Below are 23,717 nucleotides of genomic sequence, written 5' to 3'. Positions count from 1 at the left end.
ACCAATTCCGGAGCACATCACGTGAACCTTCCCTTCAGCCTTCAGCGTCGCCTTGGAAGGGCCCGGCTCCTGGCTGCCGCAGGCGCACTGGTCGCCACCGGTCTGCTGGCATGGCTTGCCGTCGCTTTGCTGGCCGGTCCACGGACACCGAAGATCGTCGCCAACAACATCTCAAGGAATTTTCGCACCTGCCTCATCAACGGACAGCAGGACGCGGCGATGACCCAGCCCGTCTGGTCATCCCTGCAGAAGGCCGCTTCGGGTGCCGCCATCAACGCGCAGCACATCCAGGTCCCCAAAGGCAGCACGGCAGCGTCCCTGCCTTATGTCAACAGCCTCGTACAGCGCAAGTGCGGACTGATCATCTCCGTGGGTCCCGAACTCCATGATGCTGTGGCCACGGCCGCCCGGCACAACCCCCATCAGCGATTCATCGCCATGGGCCCAGCGGTCATGCTGCCCAACGTACGTAATTTTTCACCGGCGGACCGATCGGCTGTCATCAGCGCGGTACAACAGGCCGCAAACCCGCGGCCATCGCACCGGACCTGAGTTGCCGCCCCAACGGCACTACGGCCACAGCAGCGCCACACACCTTCTTCTCACCCAGTTCTTTCGATACTGACACCTGCCTCGCCTCAATGCCCGTCCCTCATCGGGTGATCCGCGGCCCACATCAGCAAAGGGATTGCAAACGTTGACTCAAAGACGGAACAGACACCGCAGATCGCACGTGCGGTTGTCACTGGGGATCGCGGGCGTGCTGGCGGTCGCAGCGGCGGGTGTCACAGCACTGGCGCAGGCGCAGCAGCCCGGTGGACCGCAACCGTACGCGTTGCAGCACGAATTCGCCGCGGCTGCCGAGGAGTTCCGCGTGCCGCAGAGCGTGCTGATGGCGGTGGCGTATCAGCAGAGCCGGTGGGACAGCCACGGCGGCAGCCCGAGCACCACCGGCAACTACAACGTGATGGGCCTGACCCAGGTCGGCCCGGACACGCTGAAGCGGCCCTCGGCCATGGACCGGAGGGCCGAACTCGACATGCGGGGTGACGACCACCGGGGCAGGTTTCACCCGGACGCGCGGCTTCTGGCGGACGTGGGGGCGGTGCGGACGTCCGCTCCGGCGCTGCACACCCTCGACCAGGCCGCGAAGCTGATCGGCAAGCCGGCCGGTGCCCTGCGCGGGGACATGGAACAGAGCGTGCGCGGTGGGGCCGCGTTGCTCGCCCGGTATGAGAAGGAGGCCACCGGCGCTCTTCCTGCGGATCCGGCGCAGTGGTATCCGGCGGTGGAGCGGTTCAGCCAGTCGCCGGACTCCGCGGGCGCTGCGCAGTTCGCGCGGCGGGTCTACGCCCACATCCGTAGCGGGCTGAGCCGCACCACGGCCGACGGGCAACAGGTCACCGTGTCCGCGCAGCCCACGTTGCGGCCGCGGATCACGAGTGCGGGCTACCGGCCGGCCGACTATTGGACCCAGGGCGGATCCACCACCGGATATGCCACGGCCGGCTACGCCGTCCCGGCGGACGGGACCACGACGCCGACGCCCGAGTGCCCGTCCGGCCTGGTCTGCAACTTCGTGGCCGCCGCATACGCGCAGAACGACCCCAACGACAAGAGCAATTACGGCAACTACGACATCGCCAACCGCCCGGCGGACGGCGATACGATCCGGAACATCGTCATCCACGACACCGAATCGGACTACGCGACGGCGGTCAGCCAGTTCCAGGACCCCACCGGGTACGCGAGCGCCCACTACGTGATCCGCTCCTCCGACGGGCTGGTCACTCAGATGGTGCCCGACGCTGACATCGCCTGGCACTCGGGCAACAAGTACGTCAACATGCACTCCATCGGCATCGAGCACGAGGGCTACGCCATCTCCGGCGCCTCCTGGTACACCGAATCCGAGTACGAGTCCTCGGCCGCGCTGGTGAAGTACCTGGCCGCCAAGTACGGCATCCCCCTCGACCGTGAACACATCTTCGGACACGACAACGTTCCCGGCCCGCTGGACGCCTACGTCGCCGGTATGCACTGGGATCCCGGCCCCTTCTGGGACTGGACCCACTACCTGCAGCTCCTGGGCGCGCCCATCGGCTCCAACCCCGTCGGCGATCCGCTGCAGACCGGTGAACTGGTCACCATCACCCCGCCATTCACCACGGCCAACGAACCCCCCGTCGACAACGCTGCCGCGCAGCCGGCCAACTTCGTCTACCTGCGCACCGGCCCCTCCACCAGCGACCCTCTGATCGCCGACCCCTACCTGCACTCCACCGGCTCCGGCACCACGGCCGGATTCGACTGGGGCGACAAGGCTGTCGCCGGGCAACGGTTCGTCGTCGCCGCCCAGCAGGGCGACTGGACAGCGATCTGGTACGGCGGGCAGAAAGCCTGGTTCGACAACCCCGGCGGCAGGTGGACCATCCCGGCCGACGACACCAGCCAGACACTCATCACCACCAAGGACGGCACCGCCTCGATCCCCGTCTACGGCCGCGCCTACCCCGAGGCCGGCGCCTACCCCGCCGCCATCACCCCACAGCCCGTCACACCCCTGTCGAAGTACACCATCGCGACCGGTCAGCTCTACCTCGCCCAGCCCGCCGTGAAGGGCGACTTCGACAACTCCGTCAACATCGACGGCAGCGCCCCCGACGACCGGACCCTCGTCACCGGAACGACCACCTACTACCCGATCCAGTACAACGGCCGCCTCGCCTACGTCGACAGCGCCGACGTCAAGACCGTCACACCGGTCGCCCCGACGGCCGCCGGCTCCAGCATGCAACCGGGCCAGTTCCTCATTCCCGGCCACAGCCTGTCCAGCACCAGCATGACGCTGACCATGCAGAACGACGGCAACCTCGTCGCCTACCTCAAGACCGGCGGCAGCGGAAACGGCCCCGCAGTATGGGCCAGCGGCACCAACGGCCACACCGGCGCCTACGCCTACATGCAGAACGACGGCAACCTCGTCGTCTACGGCAGCAGCGGCGGACCCGGCACCGGCGGCGCACTCTGGTCCACCGGCACCTACGGTCACTCCAGTGCCTACGCCACCGTCCAGAACGACGGCAACCTCGTCGTCTACAGCAGCGGCGGACCCGGCACCGGCGGCGCACTCTGGTCCACCGGCACCTACAAGCGCGGGCAGAGCATCGCCTCCGGCCAGAAACTCTGGCCCGGCTGGTGGACCCAGGCCCAGTACACTCGGCTGGTCATGCAGCCCAACGGCAACCTGGTGATCTACCGCAACAGCGACGGCAAGGCCATCTGGTCCAGCGCCACCTCGGGCCACTCCAGCGCCTACGCCTACATGCAGAGCGACGGCAACCTTGTCGTGTACAAGAGCGGCGGCGGTCCGAGTAGTGGCGGCGCTCTCTGGTCAACCGGCACCTGGGGACACTCCGGTTCCTACGCCGTCATGCAGAACGATGGCAACTTCGTCGTCTACAAGAACGGCGGCGGCGCCGCCACCGGCGGTGCACTCTGGTCCACCGGCACCTACAAGGACGTGCCATGACATTGCTGACCGCGCGTAACTGAAAGTCTGACAGGCTGTCCTGCCCGGCCGACGCCGGGCAGGACAGCCCCGTCCGAAGGAGGAACGGGTGGCCCAGCACACCCTGAGAAGCGGATGCATCGCGGTCGCCGCGGCATGCGCCCTCACTTCCGGGGCCTGCCCCTGACCACCGCGACGGCCTCGGCCGACAGCCTCAGCGAGACGGTCATACCAGCCGCACTGCTGAGCAACCCGCCCAAAGACGTCGTCGTCTTCGCAGGCACCGGCGGCTTCCTGCACCAGCCCGATAACCAGTCCGCCTTCGTCTGGACGAAGTACGCGGGCGGACCGGACATCCCGGTACCGCATGTCACGGCCAACCCGGCACCCGGATACTGGGGCGCGGGTGCCGACGTGGTGGCAACCCCGTCGGCCGACGGCTACCACCTGCACGACATGGACTCGGATACGACTACGACCATCAAGCCGGGCCCTGGCCAGAGTTACGTCGGGACGTTCGGCTCACGCCTGTTGACGGTCACCAAGACCGCTGATGGAACCGTGACGGGCTTTCACGTGCTCGGCGTGGCGGACGGGCAGCAGACCGACACACCGGTCACGGGCTGGCCTGCGGGCGCCACACTGCAGGCCGTGGTGATGGCCGGGGACGCCAACTCGGTAGTACTGCGCTATACCGAGAGCACCAACGGCACCACGGAGAACCGGCTGGCGCTGGTGGACCTGGCGACCGGTGCGGTCACGCCCGTCATGGGGCCGCTGGTCTCCGGTGCCCGCGCCGTGCTGTCCAGCACGTACATCGCCTGGTATTCGTCGTACGGAGCCGACGGGACCACCTCAGGGGGGCAGGTCCACGTCGTGTCCCGTTCCGCCCTCGGCGGAACGGAGAACACCATCCAGGTCCCGCCGGCACCGCTGGGCAGCACGTACACCAGCACCCTCTACCAGGTGGGCATCGCGGGCGACTCCCTACTCATCACGTACGCAGCGTCGCACACCGGCCCGTCCAGCGCAGACGACGCGATCGGTTACCCGCTCTACAGATGCCCCTGTCCGGCTCAACGGCCTTGACACCGGTCCTGGACCACGTCATTACCAGCAGCCTCAGGCAGGAGCCGGGCGGCGCCGTCGTCGTGGGTGGCTCATCGGTCACCGACTGGGCGGCCCGCCGGTTCACCGCCGGGTCGGCGGGCACCCCGACGGGAACCGCCGTGGACTCCGACCCCGGCATGCCCGCCCCCATCGACGGCCTGACCCTCGCAGGCGGCAAGCTGTTCACGGTGCGGCGCACGTCCGCCGGTGGGGATCTCGTCTACGACCGCAGCGTCCAGCCGGACTCGCCACCCTCGTACGGATCCGAGCAGAACTTCGGCTCCCCCTTCTCCCCCACCCACTGCGACACCACGGCCACCTGCAACCCGCCCATCGCCACCGGTGACGGCAACATCTCCCAGCTGTGGCCGAACACCAACAGCCAGGGCGACGCCGTCACCGTGCAGTCTCCCGGCGACTCCGCGGTGCTGGTCACCCCCGGCGCCACCGGCGGCACCCTCGTCGACGCCGAGGGCCCCTACGTGGCCTACAACGGCGGCTCCACGAAGAAGCAGTACATCGGCGACGCGGACGCCGGCGGCAACAGCCACGTGCTCTTCACCCGCCCCATCTCCGCCGCCGCACTGTCCGGCTCCACCGTGTGGGTCCCCGGTCCTGCCGCCGGAACCCTGCCCCAGATCGACCTCACCACCCAGCGCACCGTCCAGACCGTCGCGACCGACGCCCCGTGTGTGCCCAGTGAGCTGCAGGCCGCCGCCCAGCACTGGGTGTACTGGTCCTGCGGGCCCTCGGGCCCGGCCGGCGTGCACGACCTGGCCACCGGCAAGGACGCCCCTGTACCTGCCCATCCCGCCCAGCTCGGCGACGGATTCGTCGTCGAGCACGACACTGCGGCGGACAAACTGACCCTGACCGACGTCCACACCGGCACCGCCACCACCAGCGGCCTGGCCGACCTGCCCGCCGGTCCGGTCACCGACGACCGCCGGGTGACCTGGGCCGTCGACAACGACGTCCATCCCACCCTCACGCGGCAAGTAGGACGACCCGACCTTCCGTACCTCGTGCCCTCGCCGCGCCGCCCCGGCGGCCAGCCCCTGCAGCATCAGAAGCGACCTGTGACGCAGCGCAGGACACCCCAACGACACCGGCCATATCGAGAGAGCCTGAGCTGCCCAAAAACGGCCTGACGCCCCATCAGAACGAGCGTCAAATGAGCGTCACGAGCGTCATTTCAGCGTCAAGATATCGCCCGTAACGCCCACACTGCACATAATGCGCACGCACAAAACCCCAGGTCAGGAGCCCTTCGCGGCCGGTTCGAGGATGGCGACACACTCCACATGATGCGTCATCGGAAACAGATCGAACGCCCGAAGCGTCCGCACCCGGTACCCGCCCTCGCGGAAGTACGCCAGGTCGCGGGCCAGGGCGGCGGGATCGCAGGCGACGTAAGCGATGCGGCGGGCGCCCAGGGAGGTGAGGTGGGCGACCGTGGTGCGGCCCGCGCCGGCCCTCGGGGGGTCCAGGACGATCAGGTCGACCTCGGTGATGCCCGTGCGCGGCAGGACCGACTCGACCTTGCCCTGTTCGATGCGGACGCGCGGGAACTCGGCGAGGTTGTGGCGCGCGTCCTCCACCGCACGTTTGCCGGACTCGATGCCGAGAACCGCGCCCTTCTCGCCGAGCCGGTCGGCCAGTGCCCCCGCGAACAAGCCCACGCCGCAGTAGAGGTCGAGGGCCATCTCGCCCTTGCGCGGGAGGAGGCCCTGCATGACCGCCGTCACCAGGGTGTCCGCCGCCTTCGGGTGGACCTGCCAGAAGCCGCCGTTGCCCACGCGGTGGGTACGGCCGTCGGCGCGCTCGCGGACGAAGGGGCGGCCGTGGACGCGGTGCACCCCGCCGGACTTCTCGTCGACCCTGAGGACCGACACCGGCTTGTCCAGTTCGACCAGGGGGAGGCGGGCGCCGGGGCGCGGCGTCAGGATCACCTGGCGGTCCTGCGAACCCGTCGCCGCGATCGCCTCGACCGACTCCATGCCGGTCCAGTCGCGCCGCTCGATGCCCAGCTCGCTGACGCCCTCCGCCGCGATCATGCAGTGGTCGATGCGCTCGACCTCATGGGAGCGGTGGCGGCGCAGACCCGCGTGGCCCTCGGGGTCGACGGCGTACTGCACGCGCGTGCGCCACTGCGGGACCTGGCCGGCCGGCAGCTTGTCGCCCTCGGCCGGCATCACCGTGCCGTCCCAGCCGGCCTCCTCCGGCGTGAGGCCCGCGAGCCGCTTGAGCTGTTCGGCGATCACCTCGCCCTTCAGACGACGCTGGGCGCCGGGCTTGGCGTGCTGCCAGTCGCAGCCGCCGCAGCGGCCGGGGCCGGCGAAGGGGCAGGGGGCCTCGACGCGGTCCTTGGACGCCTCCAGGATCCGTACGGCGTCCGCGCGGAGGAAGCGGGCTCCCTCCTCGCCCTCGGTCACCCTCGCCACCACCCGCTCGCCGGGCAGCGCGTGCCGGACGAACAGCACCTGGCCCTCGGCCGTGCGGGCGATGCAGTGGCCGCCGTGGGCGACGGGGCCGATCTCGACCTCGTACTCCTCCCCGACCAGCGACTTCTTCGGTTCTGCCTGCATGGCGGGGTGACTCCAGATCGGGAACGGGAAACGGCCGGACAACAGCCCACCAGTCTACGTGGCTGTCGTCCGGCCGCTCACCACAGGCCGGGCCCCGGGCTCAGCACCCGGGCTCCGTGCCCCGGGCTCAGTCCTTGGTCGCCGACGGCTGCTTGGGCCGGTCCGCCGCCGGGCCGCGGCGCACCGCACCCGGTGCGTTCCACTCCTGCCGCTTGCGGGCCCGCTGCTTGGCCGCTTCGGAGGACTGCAGCTGATAGGGCACCGAGGTCACCAGCACGCCGGGCGTGAACAGCAGGCGGCCCTTCAGGCGCAGGGCGCTCTGGTTGTGCAGCAGGTGCTCGTACCAGTGGCCGACCACGTACTCGGGGATGATCACGGACACCGCGTCGCGCGGCGACTCCTTGCGCAGGCTCTTGACGTACTCGATCACCGGTCGGGTGATCTCGCGGTAGGGCGAGTCCAGGACCTTCAGCGGTACGTCGATGCCGCGCCGTTCCCACTCCTCGCGCAGCGCCTTGGTCTCGGCCGCGTCGACGTTGACCGTCAGCGCCTCCAGGGTGTCCGAGCGCATCAGCTTGGCGTAGGCCAGGGCGCGCAGCGTCGGGCGGTGGATCTTGGAGATCAGGACGACGGAATGGACCCTGGACGGGCGGACCATCTCGTCGTCCGGGTCGTCCGGAGCGGCGAGCTCCTCGGCGACGCGGTCGTAGTGCTTACGGATCCCGGTCATCGTCGCGTAGAAGATGCACATGCCGACCACGGCCACCCAGGCGCCGTGCGTGAACTTGGTGACCAGCACCACGACCAGCACCAGACCGGTCAGGAAGGCGCCGAAGGCGTTGATCGCGCGGGAGCGCATCATGTGGCGGCGCTTGGCCGGGTCCTCCTCGACCGCGAGGTGGCGGTTCCAGTGCCGGACCATGCCGGTCTGGCTGAGCGTGAAGGACACGAACACACCGACGATGTACAGCTGGATCAGACGCGTGGAGTCCGCGCCGTAGATGACGGTCAGCAGGGCGGCGGCGCCCGCGAGCAGCACGATGCCGTTGGAGAAGGCCAGGCGGTCGCCGCGGGTGTGCAGCTGGCGCGGGAGGTAGCGGTCCTGGGCGAGGATCGAGCCGAGCAGCGGGAAGCCGTTGTACGCCGTGTTGGCGGCCAGGAAGAGGACCAGGGCCGTCGCCGCCGCGAGGACGACGAACAGGAAGCTGCCCTTGCCGAAGACGGCCTCGGCGACCTGGGAGATCACCGGGTTCTGGACGTAACCGGAGCCGAGCGGGTGGCCGCCCAGGATCAGTTCGGTGGCCGGGTTCTCGGCCATGCGGACCTTGGTCGTCATGGCGAGCACGATGATGCCGCAGAACATGGTGACGGCCAGCACGCCCATCAGCGCGAGGGTGGTCGCCGCGTTCTTCGACTTGGGCTTGCGGAAGGCCGGGACGCCGTTGGAGATGGCCTCCACACCGGTCAGCGCGGCGCAACCGGAGGAGAAGGCGCGCAGCAGGAGGAAGATCAGCGCGAAGCCGGCGAGGCCCTGGTGCTCGGCGTTGATGTGGTAGCCGGCGCTCGGGGCGCGCATGGTGTCGCCGAGGATCAGACCCCGGACGGCGCCCCACGCGATCATGACGAAGACGCCGCCGACGAACACGTACGTCGGGATCGCGAAGAGCTTGCCGGACTCCTTCACGCCCCGCAGGTTCATCAGCGTCAGCAGCACGATCACGACGACCGCGCAGAGCACCTTGTGCTCGACCACGAACGGGATCGCCGAGCCGAGGTTCTCGATGCCGGAGGCGATGGAGACGGCGACGGTCATGACGTAGTCCACGAGCAGGGCGCTGGCGACCGTGAGGCCGGCTCTGGCGCCCAGGTTCGTGGTGGCGACCTCGTAGTCGCCGCCGCCGCTCGGGTACGCGTGGACGTTCTGCCGGTAGGAGGCGACCACGGTGAACATCAGCACCACGACCGCGAGGGCGATCCACGGGCTGAAGCGGTACGCCGACACACCCGCGATGGACAGGACCAGGAGGACCTCCCCCGGCGCGTAGGCGACGGAGGACAGCGGGTCGGAGGCGAAGACGGGGAGTGCGATGCGCTTCGGCAGGAGCGTTTCGCCCAGCCGGTCACTGCGCAGTGCGCGCCCGATCAGGATCCGTTTGGGCACGTCGGTCAGTTTGGACACGAGAGAGGATCGTAGGCCTTCGAACTGGCAGCCGCCCACCCGGTGTCCCGGATCTGCCTCACGAGTGAAATCGGGGGCGCGCGGAACTGCGGATTCCGTGGTCCGCGCGCTCCCCGTGCCTAGATGGCAGACCCCGCATGTCATCGCACCTCGGAGGTCCCATGCCCGCGCCCGCGGAGCTGATCGGGGCGACGCTCGCCCTGCTCGGCCTCGGAATCCTGACCCTGTGCAGCGTGCGCAGCATCACTCGCCGTCCCCCGCCCCCGGTGATCGCGGACACCGACCGCTGACGCCGCCCACGCGCATGATCGCCGATCGTGGTCACGAGGAACCCGCACGGGGGGTGCCCGACCCCTGGCGCCCGTGTGTAGCTTTGGGCCTCGGTCTGAGAACCTGTTAAGGCCAAGTCAATGACTCTTGACATCGGAAGGACGGTCGTGCACATCGTCATCATGGGCTGCGGGAGAGTGGGTTCCGCTCTCGCCCAGACCCTGGAGCAACAGGGCCATACGGTCGCCGTGATCGACCAGGACCCGACCGCCTTCCGTCGGCTGGGCCCTGGCTTCGGGGGCCGCCGGGTCACCGGTGTGGGCTTCGACCAGGACACCCTGCGCGAGGCCGGCATCGAGGAGGCCGGCGCCTTCGCCGCCGTCTCCAGCGGTGACAACTCCAACATCATCTCCGCGCGCGTGGCCCGTGAGATGTTCGGCGTGGAGAACGTGGCCGCCCGTATCTACGACCCGCGCCGCGCCGAGGTCTACCAGCGGCTCGGCATCCCCACCGTGGCGACGGTCCGCTGGACCGCCGACCAGATGCTGCGCCGGCTGCTGCCCTCCGGTGCCGAGCCGCTGTGGCGCGACCCCACCGGCGGGGTGCAGCTCGCCGAGGTGCACGCCTCCCCGAAGTGGGTCGGGCACAAGATCAGCAAGCTGCAGGAGGAGACGGGCGTCCGCGTGGCGTTCCTGACCCGCCTCGGCGAAGCGATCCTGCCGACCTCGCAGACGGTGCTGCAGGAGGGCGACCTCGTGCATGTGATGATGCGGGCGGACGACGTCGAGAAGGTCGAGGCGGCGTTCGCCCAGGGCCCGGAAGAGGAGAGCGGTCACTGATGAGGGTCGCCATTGCCGGAGCCGGTGCCGTCGGCCGCTCGATCGCGGGCGAGCTGCTGGAGAACGGCCACGAGGTCCTGCTCATCGACAAGGCCCCGACCGCCATCTCGGTGGAGCGGGTGCCCCAGGCGGAGTGGCTGCTGGCCGACGCCTGCGAGATCACGTCCCTGGACGAGGCGGCGCTGCAGCGCTGCAACGTCGTCATCGCCGCGACCGGCGACGACAAGGTCAACCTGGTCGTCTCGCTGCTCGCCAAGACGGAGTACGGCGTCCCGCGCGTCGTCGCCCGCGTCAACAACCCGAAGAACGAGTGGCTGTTCAACGAGGCCTGGGGCGTGGACGTGGCCGTCTCCACCCCGCGCCTGATGTCCGCCCTGGTCGAGGAGGCGGTGAGCGTCGGCGACCTGGTCCGCCTGCTCCGCTTCAGCCACGGTGACGCCAACCTCGTCGAGCTGACCCTGCCCGAGGAGTCGGCCCTGGCCGGCACCCAGGTCGGCGACGTCGAGTGGCCCGAGGACACCTCCCTGGTCACGATCATCCGCGGCACCCGCGTCCTGACCCCGTCCAAGGAGGACTCCCTGGAGCCGGGCGACGAACTGCTCTTCGTGGCCGCCCAGGCCCGCGAGGAACAGCTGGAGGAGCTGCTGTCGGTGCGGCGCGAGGACACGTCGAGCTAGCCCGTGCGCTGCCGCACCGAGGGCCCGGGGATCGTCGGATCCGCCGGGCCCTTCGCGCGCGGACGCCTGGAGCACCGCCCCTGAGCGTCGGCTGCCGTCGGCCGCGCGCCGCTCATACCGCTGCCGCGGCAGCACGCGCCCCCTCACCGCACGGGTGTCGAGGCCATGCGAACGGCCCGGGACCTCGGCGGTCCCGGGCCGGCGCGGATCACGGCCTGTGGCGGCTACGCCTCCCGGCGGTGCCGGCCGCCCGTCGGTTCGCCCGCTTCCCCGGCCGGCGCCGCCGTGCGCTCCTTCTCGGCCTGCTCCTCGGCCTCCATCTCGGCGAAGACGTCGATGGGCGCGGGGGCCTTCGCGAGGAAGACCCAGGTGAGCCAGACCGCCAGCAGGAACGGCGGGATCTTCAGGATGACCAGCACCCAGCCCAGCTTGGTGGTGTCGGACCACCAGTAGAGCGGGAAGAGGATCGCGCACTTGGCGAGGAGGATCAGGCCCCAGGCCCAACTGGCCTTCGCGTAGGCCTTCTTGCGGCCCGGGTTGCGGGTGCGCCAGGAGAGGTTCTCCTTGAAGACCGGGCCGAGGATGAGGCCGATCAGGGGCACCCCGGCGAGGGTCGTGACGATGTAGGCCAGCCCCAGGCCCAGCGTGTAGAGCATGCCGGGGAGGTAGAAGTCCTTGGCGTTCCCGGTGAACATCGCGAACGCGACACCGAAGGCCACGCCGAAGACGCCGCTGAAGGCATGCTTGACGGTGTCCTTCATCGCGAGCCGGACCACGACCAGGACCAGGGACACGGCCAGCGCGGCGATCGCCGACACGTGCAGGTTCTTGTTCACCGTGAAGATCGCGACGAAGAGCAGGCCGGGCACGACCGTCTCGACCATGCCGCGGACACCGCCGAACGCCTCGAACAGCGCGGCCTCGGTCACCGCACGGGCATCGCCGGTCTCGTCGGGCGGACTCTGGTCGGTGCCTTCGGTCGGCTTGTCGAGGGACGTCACCGGCTACTCCCGTCCGAGGGGTCGCAGTTCGTATTTCGGGTTGAACAGCACCCGGCGGCCCCGGCTCATCGAGATCCGGCCCGATGCGATCAGCTTGCGCCCCGGTTCTATGCCCACGATGGAACGCCTGCCGAGCCACACCACGTCCAGCGCCGCGGAGCCGTCGAACAGCTCGGCCTCCAGGGCGGGGACCCCGGCGCGGGGACGCAGGGTGACCGTGCGCAAGGTACCAGTTACGGTGACGATCTGCCGGTCGTGGCAGTCGCCGATCTTGGTACAGCCCGAGGTCTCGGCGTCCTCACGCAGCTCCTCGGACTCCAGGTCCTCCTGCGACGAGGAGAGCCGGTCGAGCATGCGCCGGAACCGGCCGGCCGGCTTTTCGGAACGAGGAACAGCACTCATACGTGAAGCGTACCGGGGCCCACCGACAGCGCCGTAGCCCAGCTCACTTCGCGGCCCGCTCACTTCTCGAAGCGATATCCCATACCCGGCTCGGTGATGAAGTGCTTCGGGTGCGAGGGGTCCGTCTCCAGCTTCCGCCGCAGCTGGGCCATGTACACCCGCAGGTAGTTGGTCTCGGTGCCGTACGACGGCCCCCACACCTCCTGCAGCAGCTGCTTCTGGCTGACCAGGCGGCCGGTGTTGCGGACCAGCACCTCCAGCAGGTGCCACTCGGTCGGGGTGAGGCGGACGTCCCTGCCGGCGCGGTTGACCTTCTTGGCGGCCAGGTCGACCGTGAAGCCCTCGGTCTCGACGGTCGTCAGGTCGTCCTCGCCGGGCCCGACCGGCTCGGCCCGGCGTACGGCGGCCCGCAGCCGGGCCAGCAGCTCGTCCATGCCGAAGGGCTTGGTGACGTAGTCGTCGGCGCCCGCGTCCAGCGCCTCGACCTTCTCGTCCGAGGAGTGCCGGGCGGACAGGACCAGGATGGGCACGCGGGTCCAGCCGCGCAGGCCCCTGATCACCTCGACGCCGTCCATGTCGGGCAGACCCAGGTCGAGCACGACCACGTCGGGATGGCGGGAGGCGGCGAGTTCCAGGGCGGTACGGCCGTCGGGCGCCGCGTCGACCTCGTACTTGCGCGCTTTGAGGTTGATCACGAGGGCGCGCACGATCTGCGGCTCGTCGTCGACCACGAGCACCCGGGTCATAGAGTCGTCTGCCTTTCTGGTTCTGCGAGGTCCCGGCCTGTTTCGAGGGGCTCGGGACGCGATCCTGCCGCGCGGAGGCTGAGGACCATGGTGAGTCCGCCGCCCGGCGTGTCCTCGGCGTTGAGGGTGCCGCCCATGGCCTCGGCGAAGCCCCGGGCGACCGCGAGGCCGAGCCCGACCCCGGCGCCGCGCGGGGCGTCACCGTACCGCTGGAACGGCTCGAAGATGCGGTCCTTGGCCGCGTCCGGCACGCCCGGCCCGCGGTCCACCACCCGCACCTCGACCCGGTCGGCGATGGCACTGGCGGAGACCACCACGGACCGGCCCTTCGGGCTGTACTTGACGGCGTTCTCCACCAGGTTGGCCACCGAACGCTCCAGCAGCCCGGGGTCGACCTCGACCATGGGCAGCGACTCCGGCACGTCCAGCTCGACGCTGTCCTCGGGTACGCCGCCGAGGGCCACCGGTACGACCTCGTCCACGTCGATCTCGCGGATCAGCGGGGTGACCGTGCCGGTCTGCAGGCGGGACATGTCGAGGAGGTTGCCGACGAGGTGGTCCAGCCGGTCGGCGCCCTCCTCGATGCCCTGCAGCAGCTCCGCCTGGTCCTCCTCGGACCAGGACACGTCGTCGGAGCGCAGGCTCGACACCGCCGCCTTGATGCCGGCCAGGGGCGTGCGCAGGTCGTGGCTGACGGCGGCGAGCAGCGCGGTGCGGATGCGGTTGCCCTCGGCGAGCGCCCGGGCCTGGTCGGCCTCCTCCTGCAGGCGCCGGCGGTCCAGGGCGACGGCGGCCTGTGCGGCGAAGGCGGCGAGCACCCGGCGGTCCTCGGCGGGCAGCACCCGGCCGGTGAGCGCGAGCGCCATGTGGTCGCCGACGGGCATGTCGACGTCGGCGTCCTCGGGCCGCTCCAGCGGGCGCCCGAATCCGGCCCGCCCGGCGCAGGTCCACGGCTCGACGTCGCCCGCCCGCTCCAGCAGCGCGGCCGACTCCATCGCGAAGGTCTCCCGGACCCGCTCCAGCAGCTCCTCCAGGCTGGTCTCGCCGCGCAGCACGTTCCCGGCGAGGAAGGAGAGTATCTCCGACTCGGCGCGCAGCCGGGCGGCCTGGTGGGTGCGCCGGGCGGCGAGGTCCACCACCGAGGCCACGGACACGGCGACCCCGACGAAGATCGCGATGGCGACGATGTTCTTGGGGTCGGCGATGGTCAGCCGGTGCAGGGGCGGGGTGTAGAAGTAGTTCAGCAGCAGTGAGCCGAAGGCCGCCGAGGCCAGCGCGGGCATCAGACCGCCGAGCAGCGCCGCCGCGACGGTGACGGACAGGAACAGCAGCATGTCGTTGGCGAGGCCGAGGTCGACGGAGTTCAGCAGCACCGCGAGGACCACCGGACCCACCAGGCCCACCGCCCAGCCCCAGATGATCCGTGCCCGCCCGAGCCGTCCGCCCCGGGCCACGGGCAGTCCGCGGCCCTTGGCGACCTCTTCGTGGGTGACGATGTGGACGTCCAGGTCGGGACCGGACTCGCGGGCGACCGTGGCACCGACGCCGGGCCCGAAGACGTACTGCCAGGCTTTGCGGCGTGAGGAGCCCAGCACGATCTGGGTGGCGTTCACACCCCGCGCGAAGTCCAGCAGGGCGGCCGGTATGTCGTCGCCGACGACGTGGTGGAAGGTGCCGCCCAGGTCCTCCACGAGGGTGCGCTGGACGGCCAGTTCCTTCGGGGAGGCCGAGGTCAGCCCGTCGCTGCGGGCTATGTACACGGCGAGCACCTCGCCGCCGGCGCCCTTCTCGGCGAGCCGCGCGGCCCGGCGGATCAGGGTGCGCCCCTCGGGGCCGCCGGTCAGGCCGACCACGATCCGCTCGCGGGAGCCCCAGATCTTGGAGACCCGGTGTTCGCTGCGGTAGGCGTTCAGGTACTCGTCGACCCGGTCGGCCACCCACAGCAGCGCCAGTTCGCGCAGGGCGGTCAGGTTCCCGGGGCGGAAGTAGTTGGACAGGGCCGCGTCGACCTTGTCGGGCTTGTAGATGTTGCCGTGCGCCATCCGGCGGCGCAGGGCCTGCGGGGACATGTCGACCAGCTCGATCTGGTCGGCCCGCCGTACGACCTCGTCCGGGACGGTCTCGCGCTGCCGGATCCCCGTGATCGACTCGACCACGTCGCCGAGTGACTCCAGATGCTGGATGTTGACGGTCGAGACGACGTCGATCCCGGCGGCCAGCAGCTCCTCCACGTCCTGCCAGCGCTTGGCGTTGCGCGAGCCGGGGATGTTCGTGTGGGCGAGTTCGTCCACCAGGGCGACGGCCGGCGCCCGGCGCAGGACGGCGTCGACGTCCATCTCGCCGAAGGTGGTGCCCCGGTACTCCAGCCGCTTGCGCGGCACCTGCTCCAGACCGTGCAGCATCACCTCGGTGCGCGGCCGGTCGTAGTGCTCGACGTAGGCCACGACACAGTCGGTGCCCCGCTCCACGCGGCGATGCGCCTCGGAGAGCATGGCGTAGGTCTTGCCCACGCCGGGTGCCGCACCGAGGTAGATCCGAAGCTTGCCGCGTGCCATGACTCCATTCTCTTCCCGTGACTGCCGCCTACGCAGCGTCGACCTTACGGCCAACAATCACGGCAAACGGGACAGGAGGGCGTGCGGCGGACAACTTTGACGCAACTCTGATGAGCCCGCTGACCTGCTGCGGACGACGGTCCGCAGCAACCCCACGACGGCGTGCCCCACACGGCCACGAACGGATTGGCAACGGCGCGACCCCGCAGAAAACGGGCCGCACCCCCGGAAGGGCACGGCCCATGCATCCCCGCTGAAGCCGTCAGCGGACCTCTGTGATCTCCGGGCCGCGCTGCAGCTGGCCCATCCCGCCCGAGAAGCGGGAGGACTCCTCCTGCTGCACCCCTTCGGGGACCATCTGCGCGTCGTTCGGCAGCTTCAGGACGATCGGGTCGCGGGGCGCCATCGGCCCCTCACCGCGCACCACGACCGTGTCGCGGAAGATCTGCTCCAGCAGCCCCGCGGCCTGCGGCTGCACCGCGCCCTGCCCGGAGATCACACCCCGCAGGAACCACCGCGGGCCGTCCACGCCCACGAAGCGCACGACCTGGAAACCGCCCGTGCCGTCCGGCAGCTGCACCGGCACCTGCGCACGCAGCTCCCAGCCGAGCGGGCCCTCGACCTCGTCGACGATGCCACCCTGCTGGGTGATGCCGGACCCGATCTCCTCGCGGACCTCGCCCCAGATGCCCTCGCGCTTGGGCGCGGCGAAGGCCTGCAGCTGGATGGCGCTGTCGCGCAGCACGACAGTCGCGGCGACGATCGCGTCACCGGCGACCTCGACCCTGAGCTCCATGCCGTCGACGCCCGGTACGAACAGTCCGCCGAGGTCCACGCGGCCCTCGGCCGGGTCGCGCACCTCGCTGCTGTCCCAGGGCCCGTCGGGCCGGGGCCCGGGCTCCAGCCGGACGCGCTCGCGCTCGGCCTCTTCTTCCTCGTCCGCCTCGGTGTCGACGCTGTCGACGACCTGCTCGGCCTCGCCGGCCGCGTCCTCGGCGGCACCCTTCTTCTTGCGACGTCCGAACACGTCACTGTCCTTCCCGGTCGGATACGACCGAAGCGTATCGATTCCCACCCGTCGGACCGCCATCGGCGGTCTGACCGCTTGTGCCGCTCTCGCCGCCCACCGCGGCATGGCCGCCGGTGGACCCGAAGCCCCCTTCGGCCCGCGTGGAGTCGGGAAGCTCCGCGACCTCCTGGAAGCGGACCCTCTCGACCTGCTGGACGACCAGTTGGGCAATCCGGTCGAAGCGCTCGAACCGCACGGACTCGCGCGGGTCGAGATTCACCACGATCACCTTGATCTCCCCACGGTACCCGGCATCAACCGTCCCCGGGGCATTCACGAGGGCGACACCGCAGCGAGCGGCGAGCCCGGAACGCGGGTGCACGAAGGCCGCGTACCCCTCGGGCAGGGCGATCGACACACCCGTGGGGAGGACGGCCCGCTCCCCGGGTCCCAGTTCGCACGGCTCGGTCGTGCGCAGATCGGCTCCGGCGTCCCCCGGATGCTCGTACGCCGGAAGGGGTACGTCGGGGTCGACGCGGCGGAGCAGCACGTTCAGGGGACCACGGCTCACGGGTTCACCTCGAAGGCGCGGGTACGCCGGATCCGGTCCGGGTCGCTCATGGCGGCCTGGATCTCCTCCGTGCGGCCGTGGTCGATGAAGTGGTCGACCTTGACCTCGATGAAGAGGGCGTCGGCGCGGACCGCGAGGGGCCCGTCGGGGGCGCCGATGCGTCCGGTGGCGGTGGAGTAGATCTTCCGGCCGGCGACGGCGGTGACCTCGGCCTCCAGGTACAGCGTGGTGCCGACGGGCACGGGCCGCACGAAGTCGGTCTCCAGCCGGCCGGTGACGGCGATGGTCCGCAGCAGCCAGTTCAGCGAGCCGAGGGTCTCGTCGAGGGCCGTGGCCAGCACTCCGCCGTGCGCGAGGCCCGGGGCGCCCTGGTGGGCGGACTGGACGGTGAACTCGGCGGTCAGCGAGACACCCTCGCCGGCCCGGGCCTCCAGGTGCAGTCCGTGCGGCTGCCCGGGGCCACACCCGAAACAGTGTTCGTAATGGGCGCCGAGGAGTTCTCCGGGCGCGGGCGCGTCGGGGTGCCGTACCGGTTTCACCGCGTCGGCGGGAGGCTGAAGGCTTACGGAACTACCACTCACAGGCGCAGACCTTACCCGCCCGTCCGTCACCCACCACCGCCCTGCCTGACCGCGCTTCGCGCTGACTGCCCCTGACCGTGGCCAACTTCGGATCCCGTGCCAAGCTTGGCTCCATGCAGCTCTCCGCCACCCCCTACGAAGAACGTCTCACCACCCCCCGCTCGTGGTGGCTGATCAGCTTTCTCGTGGGCGTCTCCTTCGCCCTGATCCTGCTTCCCTTCGGCACCCTGCCGCTGCTCGGCGGCCTGGTCGGCGGTACCGCCGCGGCGGCGGTGGTCGCGAGCGCGTACGGCTCCCAGCGCATCCGGGTGGTGGGCGACTCGCTGGTCGCGGGCGAGGCGAAGATCCCGGTGTCGGCGCTGGGCGAGTCCGAGGTGCTGGACGCGGAGGAGGCCCGCGCCTGGCGGACGTACAAGGCCGACACCCGCGCCTTTCTGCTGCTGCGCGCCTACATCCCGACGGCGCTGCGGGTGGAGGTCACCGACCCGGAGGACCCCACGCCGTACCTGTACCTGTCGACGCGGGAGCCGGAGCGGCTGGCGGCGGCGATCGAGGCCGCGCGCAAGGCGAACGCCTGAAGGCCCTGGTGGGCGCCAGGACGCTCTTGGCGGATGTCTAGAGCTCTTCGGGTAGGTCGCGCAGCTTCAAGGGCTCGGCCGGCTCCTCCAGCGGCGGAAGCTCGGGCAGTTCGTCCCACGGCACCTGGATCTTGCGCAGGTCGGCCCGGACATGGGCGGCGAGCCTCTTGGTGTCCCGGCGGTTCATGACGGCGCCCACCGCCGCGCCGACCATGAACGGCATCAGGTTGGGCAGGTCCCGGACCATCCGCTTCATGATCTGCTGGCGCAGTTCGCGCTTCATGCGGCCGCCGAGGGCGGTGTCGTACGTCGACGGCTTCATCACGTCGATCCCGCGCTCCCCCGACCAGGAGGACAGATACGCGGTACTGCGGGTCTTGAGGTTCCCGGGCGGCCGTACGCCGTAGACCTCGTGCAGCTCGGCGATGAGCTTCAGCTCGATCGCGGCGACTCCGGTGATCTCCGCGGCCAGTTCGGTCGGCATCGCGGGCGGCACCGGCAGCATCGCCGCCGCTCCGATCCCCGCTCCGACCGTCGAGGTGCCGGCCGCCGCGCCCGCCACCAGCTTGTCGGCGAGCTCTTCGGGCCCGACGCCCGGGAACTGCCGGCGCAGGGTCGCGAGGTCGCGCACGGGGACCCGCGGAGCGATCTCGATGATCCGGTCCACGAGGTAGCCCAGGCCCGCGCGAGCACGGCTGCCGCCCCTGCGGACCCCTTCCCGGGCCATGTCCCGGGCTCTCTCGCTGATCACCGCGGCCCGCCGCCGGGCGACGGGCGCGGGCTGCCGTACCGGCGCCGGGTGGTCTGCCCGGTCGGTCGCCGGTTCGAGCGGGGCCACCACTCCGGGTGCGCCCCGCTCGTCGTCACGCGCGCCGTGCGGGCCGTCGGACGGCCCTTCGTCCGCTTGCCCCAGGGGGAAGCGGCGCTTCCGGGGAGGGGTCGAGCCAGACACGGCCGACCCGACCTCAGTCGCAGTCGCGGCAGATCGGCTGACCGTTCTTCTCCCTGGCCAGCTGGCTGCGGTGGTGCACCAGGAAGCAGCTCATGCAGGTGAACTCGTCCTGCTGCTTCGGCAGCACCCGGACGGCCAGCTCCTCGTTCGAGAGGTCGGCGCCGGGCAGCTCGAGACCCTCGGCGGCCTCGAACTCGTCGACGTCCACCGACGAGGTGGACTTGTCGTTCCGCCGGGCCTTCAGCTCTTCAAGGCTGTCCGAGTCGACGTCGTCGTCGGTCTTGCGTGGAGTGTCGTAATCGGTTGCCATATCGCTCTCCCCCTCTGGGTGTCTGCGGTGTCTCCAGCGCACGTAACGCGTGAGAGGCCGGACTTGTGCCCGACCTGAGGCGGAGATTTTGCCTCACATCAAGGTCTGTTACTCAATCGACACCCAACCCGACCCCTCAAGAGTGATCGGCTTGGATGGCGGTGAGGACCGTACACGGTTCCAATGCCGCACCTCAAAGGCGCCTCACCGTGTACTTCCCGTGATCAAGTGCCCTGAAAACCAGGACTTTCCCGGCTTTCCGCCATGTTTCATGATCACGGAGCGTACATGGCTGAAAATCCGCCCATGTGATCGATCACACAACAGCAAGCCCATTCGGCGGCTGGAAAATTCCGCGTCAAGCGAACATCTCCCGCGTGTGTCGGCCCGAGCCCGCGCCACCCGGTCGGACGGCCCGGTCACGCTCGGTCACGGATCACAGCGGAAGCGTGACCCGCATCACCAGGCCGCCGCCCTCGCGGGGCTGCGCCACGATGTGGCCGCCGTGCGCGCGGGCCACGGACCGGACGATGGACAGGCCGAGGCCCACCCCCTTGTCGCTGCCCGTGCGCTCCGTACGGAGCCGCCTGAAGGGCTCGAAGAGGTTGTCGATCTCGTACGCCGGCACCACCGGCCCGGTGTTCGTGACGATCAGCACCGCCTGCCCGTGCTGGACCTCGGTGTTCACCTCGACCCAGCCATCCTCGGCCACGTTGTACCGGACTGCGTTCTGCACCAGGTTCAGCGCGATCCGCTCCAGCAGCACGCCGTTGCCCTGCACCACCGCCGGCTTGCGCTCGCCGCGGATCTTCACGCCCTTGGCCTCGGCCTCGGCGTGCACCTGGTCGATGGCCTGGGTGGCGACCTCGGCCAGGTCGACGGGCCCCCGCTCGACGATCTGGTTGTCGCTGCGGGCGAGCAGCAGCAGGCCCTCGACCAGTTGCTCGCTGCGCTCGTTGGTGGCCAGCAGGGTCTTTCCGAGCTGCTGCAGCTCCATGGGTGCGTTCGGGTCCGACAGATGCACCTCGAGGAGCGTTCTGTTGATCGCGAGCGGGGTGCGCAGCTCGTGGGAGGCATTGCCGACGAAGCGCTGCTGGGCGGTGAAGGCCCGCTGCAGCCGCTCCAGCATGTCGTCGAAGGTGTCCGCCAGCTCCTTCAGCTCGTCGTCCGGGCCGTCCAGCTCGATCCGGCGGGACAGGTCGGAACCGGCCACCTGGCGGGCGGTACGGGTGATCCGGCCGAGCGGGGACAGCACCCGGCCGGCCATCGCGTAACCGAACGCGAACGCGATCACGGCGAGGCCCAGCAGGGCCAGGAGCGAACGGCTGAGCAGGTCGTCCAGGGCCGCCTGGCGCTGGTGGTCCACGCACTGGGCGATCGCGTCGTTGAACTCCGACAGCGGCAGGCTGGTGGTGTTGATCGCGGGGCAGTTGTCGCTGGAGACCCGGATCGACGTACCACTGACGATCTTGAACAGCGGCTGGTTGCCGGTGCTGATCGCCTGCGCGGCCAGCAGGTAGATGATCGACAGCAGCAGGATGCCGGCGATCAGGAACATGCCGCCGTACAGCAGCGTGAGCCGTATGCGGATGGTCGGGCGCAGCCACGGGAAGGGGGCCTGCGGCCTTCTGGGGTCCCAGGTGGGTTTCGGTGGCGCCTGGGGCGGCGCGGGGGTGGCGGCCATGGCCGATCAGATCCGGTAGCCGGAGCCGGGGACGGTGACGATCACCGGCGGCTCGCCCAGCTTGCGCCGCAGGGTCATCACGGTCACCCGTACGACGTTGGTGAACGGGTCGGTGTTCTCGTCCCAGGCCTTCTCCAGCAGCTGCTCGGCCGAGACCACGGCGCCCTCGCTGCGCATGAGCACCTCCAGCACCGCGAACTCCTTGGGCGCGAGCTGGATCTCCTTGCCCTCGCGGAACACCTCGCGGCGGTTCGGGTCCAGCTTGATGCCGGCGCGCTCCAGGACCGGCGGCAGGGGAACACTCGTACGGCGGCCGAGGGCGCGCACGCGCGCGATCAGTTCGCTGAACGCGAAGGGCTTGGGCAGATAGTCGTCGGCGCCGATCTCCAGGCCCTCGACACGGTCGCTGACGTCGCCGGACGCCGTGAGCATGAGCACGCGGGTGGGCATGCCCAGCTCGACGATCTTGCGGCAGACGTCGTCGCCGTGCACCAGCGGGAGGTCGCGGTCGAGGACGACCACGTCGTAGTCGTTGACGCCGATGCGCTCCAGGGCGGCCGCACCGTCGTACACGACGTCGACGGCCATGGCCTCCCGGCGCAGTCCGGTGGCCACCGCATCGGCGAGCAGCTGCTCGTCCTCGACGACGAGTACGCGCACGTCGCTTGTCCTTCCTCATGTCCACCCGCGTAGCGCGCCGTCGGCGCGTGCGGGCAGGGGTGTTCGTGGGGTGTGACCTCCATCCTGCCCTTTTCGGCCGTAAGTCGGCTGTAAGGCGGGTTGTGGACCGCACAGATCGGTGCCCCGGGGCAGGAATACGAGATTTTCTCCTCCGGTTGAGGTTTCCGGGTGAGGGAGCGGGGGGAGGACGGCTTTACACCCCGCGATCACGCTCTGCATGTGCCGCAGCACCATGCGGTACTCCGCGATCCGCTTCCGCAGAGTGGGCGCGGGTGTCCGGCACCGTCGCCGCCCGGCAGGGCAGCGCTGGGCACCCGTGAGAGACGTGATCGTCCTTTTCCCAACAGGCACACCCCCGTGCCACCGACCCACGACCCAGGACGAGGGGGCGCAGCATGGACGCTTTCACCGCAGGACTTCTGCAGCGCATAAGGGCGACCGAGTCCGACCTGTCGCGGGCTCGTGACGAGGGTGACGACTTCCTCGTCGAAGTGGAGCAGGCAGAGCTCGACGACCTGCGACGCCTCGCCGCCGAACACGGTGTGGAGGTCGGCGCGTCACGCGTCTGATCGGCCCGAAAGCGCAAGAGGGGACCCCGGCGAATCCAGCGCCGGGGTCCCTTTGCGTTCAGCGGCCGGGGACGGTCGCGCTCAGTCGTGCCACGCCCCGAACTCCTCCAGCAGCCCCTGCAGCGGCTCGAACACCCCCGGGGAGGCGGCGACGGTCAGATCGCGTGACGGCCGCTCCCCGGGCCGTCCACCGACCAGCGCGCCCGCCTCCCGGGCGATCAGGTCACCTGCCGCGAAGTCCCACGCGTTCAGGCCCCGCTCGTAGTACCCGTCGAGCCGGCCGCAGGCCACATCGCACAGGTCCACCGCCGCCGAGCCGCTGCGGCGGATGTCCCGCAGCAGCGGGATCAGCCGGCCGGCCACCTGGGCCTGGTGGGCGCGGACCTCGGCGACGTAGTTGAAGCCGGTGGAGACCAGCGCCTGGTCGAGAGGGGGCGCGGGACGGCAGGCGAGCGCCCGGTCGCCCTCCCATGCGCCGGTGGCCCATGCGCCGCCGCCTCGTACCGCGTGGTACGTCTCGCCGCGCATCGGGGCGGCGACCACCCCGACGACCGTCTCCCCGTCCCGCTCGGCCGCGATGGACACCGCCCAGGTCGGCAGCCCGTACAGGTAGTTCACCGTGCCGTCGAGCGGGTCGATCACCCAGCGCACACCACTGGTGCCGGCCACGGAGGCGCCCTCCTCGCCGAGGAAGCCGTCGTCGGGCCGCCGGCCGGAGATCAGATCGGTGATCAGCTTCTCCGCCGCGATGTCCATCTCGGTGACGACGTCGATCGGACTGGACTTGGTCCTCGCCACGGCCAGGTCGGCCGGGCGGCCGTCCCGCAGCAGCTCACCGGCGCGGCGGGCGGCCTCCTGGGCCAGTTCCAGCAGTTCCCGGTGCAGGGGGTCGGTCACGGGTCTC

At 70.3% G+C, this 23,717-nt stretch carries 23 protein-coding genes; 9 read left to right on the top strand and 14 right to left on the bottom strand.

Going from position 1 to position 23,717, the window contains the following annotated elements; translation table 11 throughout:
* The first annotated feature begins 21 nt into the window (after positions 1-21).
* The 4 genes from ABT288_RS16460 (at position 22) to ABT288_RS16445 (ending at position 5,772) form a co-directional block, all read left to right on the top strand.
* Complete coding sequence (locus tag ABT288_RS16460; protein ID WP_351607645.1) at positions 22-552, top strand: type 1 periplasmic-binding domain-containing protein; 531 nt, start codon at positions 22-24, stop codon at positions 550-552.
* Positions 553-760: 208 nt separating this feature from the next.
* Positions 761-3,532: an N-acetylmuramoyl-L-alanine amidase gene (locus tag ABT288_RS16455; protein WP_351607643.1), complete on the top strand. Its 2,772-nt coding sequence runs from the start codon at positions 761-763 to the stop codon at positions 3,530-3,532.
* A gap of 135 nt (positions 3,533-3,667) precedes the next feature.
* Positions 3,668-4,600, top strand: a complete 933-nt coding sequence (locus ABT288_RS16450) for a hypothetical protein (RefSeq protein WP_351607640.1) — start codon at positions 3,668-3,670, stop codon at positions 4,598-4,600.
* Positions 4,573-5,772 carry a hypothetical protein gene (locus ABT288_RS16445; RefSeq protein WP_351607638.1) on the top strand — a complete coding sequence of 400 codons (1,200 nt, stop codon included), beginning with the start codon at positions 4,573-4,575 and terminating at the stop codon, positions 5,770-5,772. Before ABT288_RS16450 ends, ABT288_RS16445 begins: the two co-directional genes overlap by 28 nt.
* 108 nt (positions 5,773-5,880) lie before the next feature.
* Here ABT288_RS16445 and ABT288_RS16440 read toward each other — a convergent pair whose 3' ends face one another.
* Both ABT288_RS16440 and ABT288_RS16435 read right to left on the bottom strand, forming a co-directional pair.
* A complete protein-coding gene (locus tag ABT288_RS16440) occupies positions 5,881-7,209 on the bottom strand; it encodes a class I SAM-dependent RNA methyltransferase (RefSeq protein WP_351607635.1) in 1,329 nt (442 codons plus the stop codon).
* Positions 7,210-7,336: 127 nt separating this feature from the next.
* Positions 7,337-9,388, bottom strand: a complete 2,052-nt coding sequence (locus tag ABT288_RS16435) for an APC family permease (RefSeq protein WP_351607633.1) — start codon at positions 9,386-9,388, stop codon at positions 7,337-7,339.
* A 161-nt stretch (positions 9,389-9,549) separates the two neighbouring features.
* On the opposite strand from ABT288_RS16435, the gene ABT288_RS16430 reads away from it, so the two are divergent.
* From ABT288_RS16430 to ABT288_RS16420, 3 genes are all read left to right on the top strand, one after another.
* Positions 9,550-9,678 (top strand): hypothetical protein, encoded by a 129-nt coding sequence (locus tag ABT288_RS16430; RefSeq protein ID WP_351607671.1) that lies wholly within the window; start codon positions 9,550-9,552, stop codon positions 9,676-9,678.
* Positions 9,679-9,825: 147 nt separating this feature from the next.
* Complete coding sequence (locus tag ABT288_RS16425) at positions 9,826-10,497, top strand: potassium channel family protein (RefSeq protein WP_351607669.1); 672 nt, start codon at positions 9,826-9,828, stop codon at positions 10,495-10,497.
* Positions 10,497-11,174, top strand: a complete 678-nt coding sequence (locus tag ABT288_RS16420; protein ID WP_351607630.1) for a potassium channel family protein — start codon at positions 10,497-10,499, stop codon at positions 11,172-11,174. Before ABT288_RS16425 ends, ABT288_RS16420 begins: the two co-directional genes overlap by 1 nt.
* A 224-nt stretch (positions 11,175-11,398) precedes the next feature.
* Here the strand turns inward: ABT288_RS16420 and ABT288_RS16415 are convergent, their stop codons facing one another.
* The 7 genes from ABT288_RS16415 to ABT288_RS16385 all read right to left on the bottom strand — a co-directional run bounded on the left by ABT288_RS16415 (position 11,399) and on the right by ABT288_RS16385 (position 18,039).
* Entirely contained in the window at positions 11,399-12,175 is a 777-nt protein-coding gene (locus tag ABT288_RS16415) for a DUF3159 domain-containing protein (protein WP_351607627.1), read from the bottom strand.
* 3 nt (positions 12,176-12,178) lie between these two features.
* Positions 12,179-12,577: an OB-fold nucleic acid binding domain-containing protein gene (locus ABT288_RS16410; RefSeq protein ID WP_351607625.1), complete on the bottom strand. Its 399-nt coding sequence runs from the start codon at positions 12,575-12,577 to the stop codon at positions 12,179-12,181.
* Positions 12,578-12,636: 59 nt separating this feature from the next.
* Positions 12,637-13,323, bottom strand: a complete 687-nt coding sequence (locus ABT288_RS16405; RefSeq protein WP_351607623.1) for a response regulator — start codon at positions 13,321-13,323, stop codon at positions 12,637-12,639.
* Positions 13,320-15,878 (bottom strand): ATP-binding protein, encoded by a 2,559-nt coding sequence (locus ABT288_RS16400; RefSeq protein ID WP_351607620.1) that lies wholly within the window; start codon positions 15,876-15,878, stop codon positions 13,320-13,322. The genes ABT288_RS16405 and ABT288_RS16400 overlap by 4 nt, the downstream gene beginning before the upstream one ends.
* 262 nt (positions 15,879-16,140) lie before the next feature.
* The gene (locus ABT288_RS16395) at positions 16,141-16,905 is read right to left on the bottom strand and encodes a DUF3710 domain-containing protein (RefSeq protein WP_351607617.1); all 765 of its coding nucleotides are present in this window, start codon (positions 16,903-16,905) and stop codon (positions 16,141-16,143) included.
* A gap of 1 nt (position 16,906) precedes the next feature.
* Positions 16,907-17,458 (bottom strand): dUTP diphosphatase, encoded by a 552-nt coding sequence (gene dut / locus ABT288_RS16390; RefSeq protein WP_351607614.1) that lies wholly within the window; start codon positions 17,456-17,458, stop codon positions 16,907-16,909.
* Entirely contained in the window at positions 17,455-18,039 is a 585-nt protein-coding gene (locus ABT288_RS16385; protein ID WP_351607611.1) for a PaaI family thioesterase, read from the bottom strand. Before ABT288_RS16385 ends, dut begins: the two co-directional genes overlap by 4 nt.
* Positions 18,040-18,152: 113 nt before the next feature.
* Here ABT288_RS16385 and ABT288_RS16380 point away from each other — a divergent pair, with 113 nt between their 5' ends.
* Positions 18,153-18,617, top strand: a complete 465-nt coding sequence (locus tag ABT288_RS16380; protein WP_351607608.1) for a DUF3093 domain-containing protein — start codon at positions 18,153-18,155, stop codon at positions 18,615-18,617.
* A gap of 37 nt (positions 18,618-18,654) precedes the next feature.
* On the opposite strand, the gene ABT288_RS16375 is transcribed toward ABT288_RS16380, so the two are convergent.
* The 4 genes from ABT288_RS16375 to ABT288_RS16360 all read right to left on the bottom strand — a co-directional run bounded on the left by ABT288_RS16375 (position 18,655) and on the right by ABT288_RS16360 (position 22,223).
* Positions 18,655-19,569, bottom strand: a complete 915-nt coding sequence (locus tag ABT288_RS16375; protein WP_351607606.1) for a hypothetical protein — start codon at positions 19,567-19,569, stop codon at positions 18,655-18,657.
* A gap of 13 nt (positions 19,570-19,582) precedes the next feature.
* Positions 19,583-19,879: a DUF4193 domain-containing protein gene (locus ABT288_RS16370; protein WP_003997302.1), complete on the bottom strand. Its 297-nt coding sequence runs from the start codon at positions 19,877-19,879 to the stop codon at positions 19,583-19,585.
* A 436-nt stretch (positions 19,880-20,315) separates the two neighbouring features.
* Positions 20,316-21,563 (bottom strand): sensor histidine kinase, encoded by a 1,248-nt coding sequence (locus ABT288_RS16365; RefSeq protein ID WP_351607604.1) that lies wholly within the window; start codon positions 21,561-21,563, stop codon positions 20,316-20,318.
* A gap of 6 nt (positions 21,564-21,569) precedes the next feature.
* Positions 21,570-22,223, bottom strand: a complete 654-nt coding sequence (locus ABT288_RS16360; protein WP_023546086.1) for a response regulator transcription factor — start codon at positions 22,221-22,223, stop codon at positions 21,570-21,572.
* A gap of 416 nt (positions 22,224-22,639) precedes the next feature.
* Here ABT288_RS16360 and ABT288_RS16355 point away from each other — a divergent pair, with 416 nt between their 5' ends.
* On the top strand, positions 22,640-22,813 hold the full coding sequence (locus ABT288_RS16355; protein WP_023546087.1) for a hypothetical protein: 174 nt from the start codon (positions 22,640-22,642) through the stop codon (positions 22,811-22,813).
* Positions 22,814-22,894: 81 nt separating this feature from the next.
* On the opposite strand, the gene ABT288_RS16350 is transcribed toward ABT288_RS16355, so the two are convergent.
* Complete coding sequence (locus ABT288_RS16350) at positions 22,895-23,710, bottom strand: inositol monophosphatase family protein (RefSeq protein ID WP_351607601.1); 816 nt, start codon at positions 23,708-23,710, stop codon at positions 22,895-22,897.
* Positions 23,711-23,717: the final 7 nt, after the last annotated feature.

Source organism: Streptomyces sp. NPDC001093 (assembly GCF_040298985.1).
GTDB lineage: Bacteria > Actinomycetota > Actinomycetes > Streptomycetales > Streptomycetaceae > Streptomyces.
Note: the sequence above shows the minus strand (reverse complement) of the source record. Positions and strands in the feature narration are given on the sequence as shown.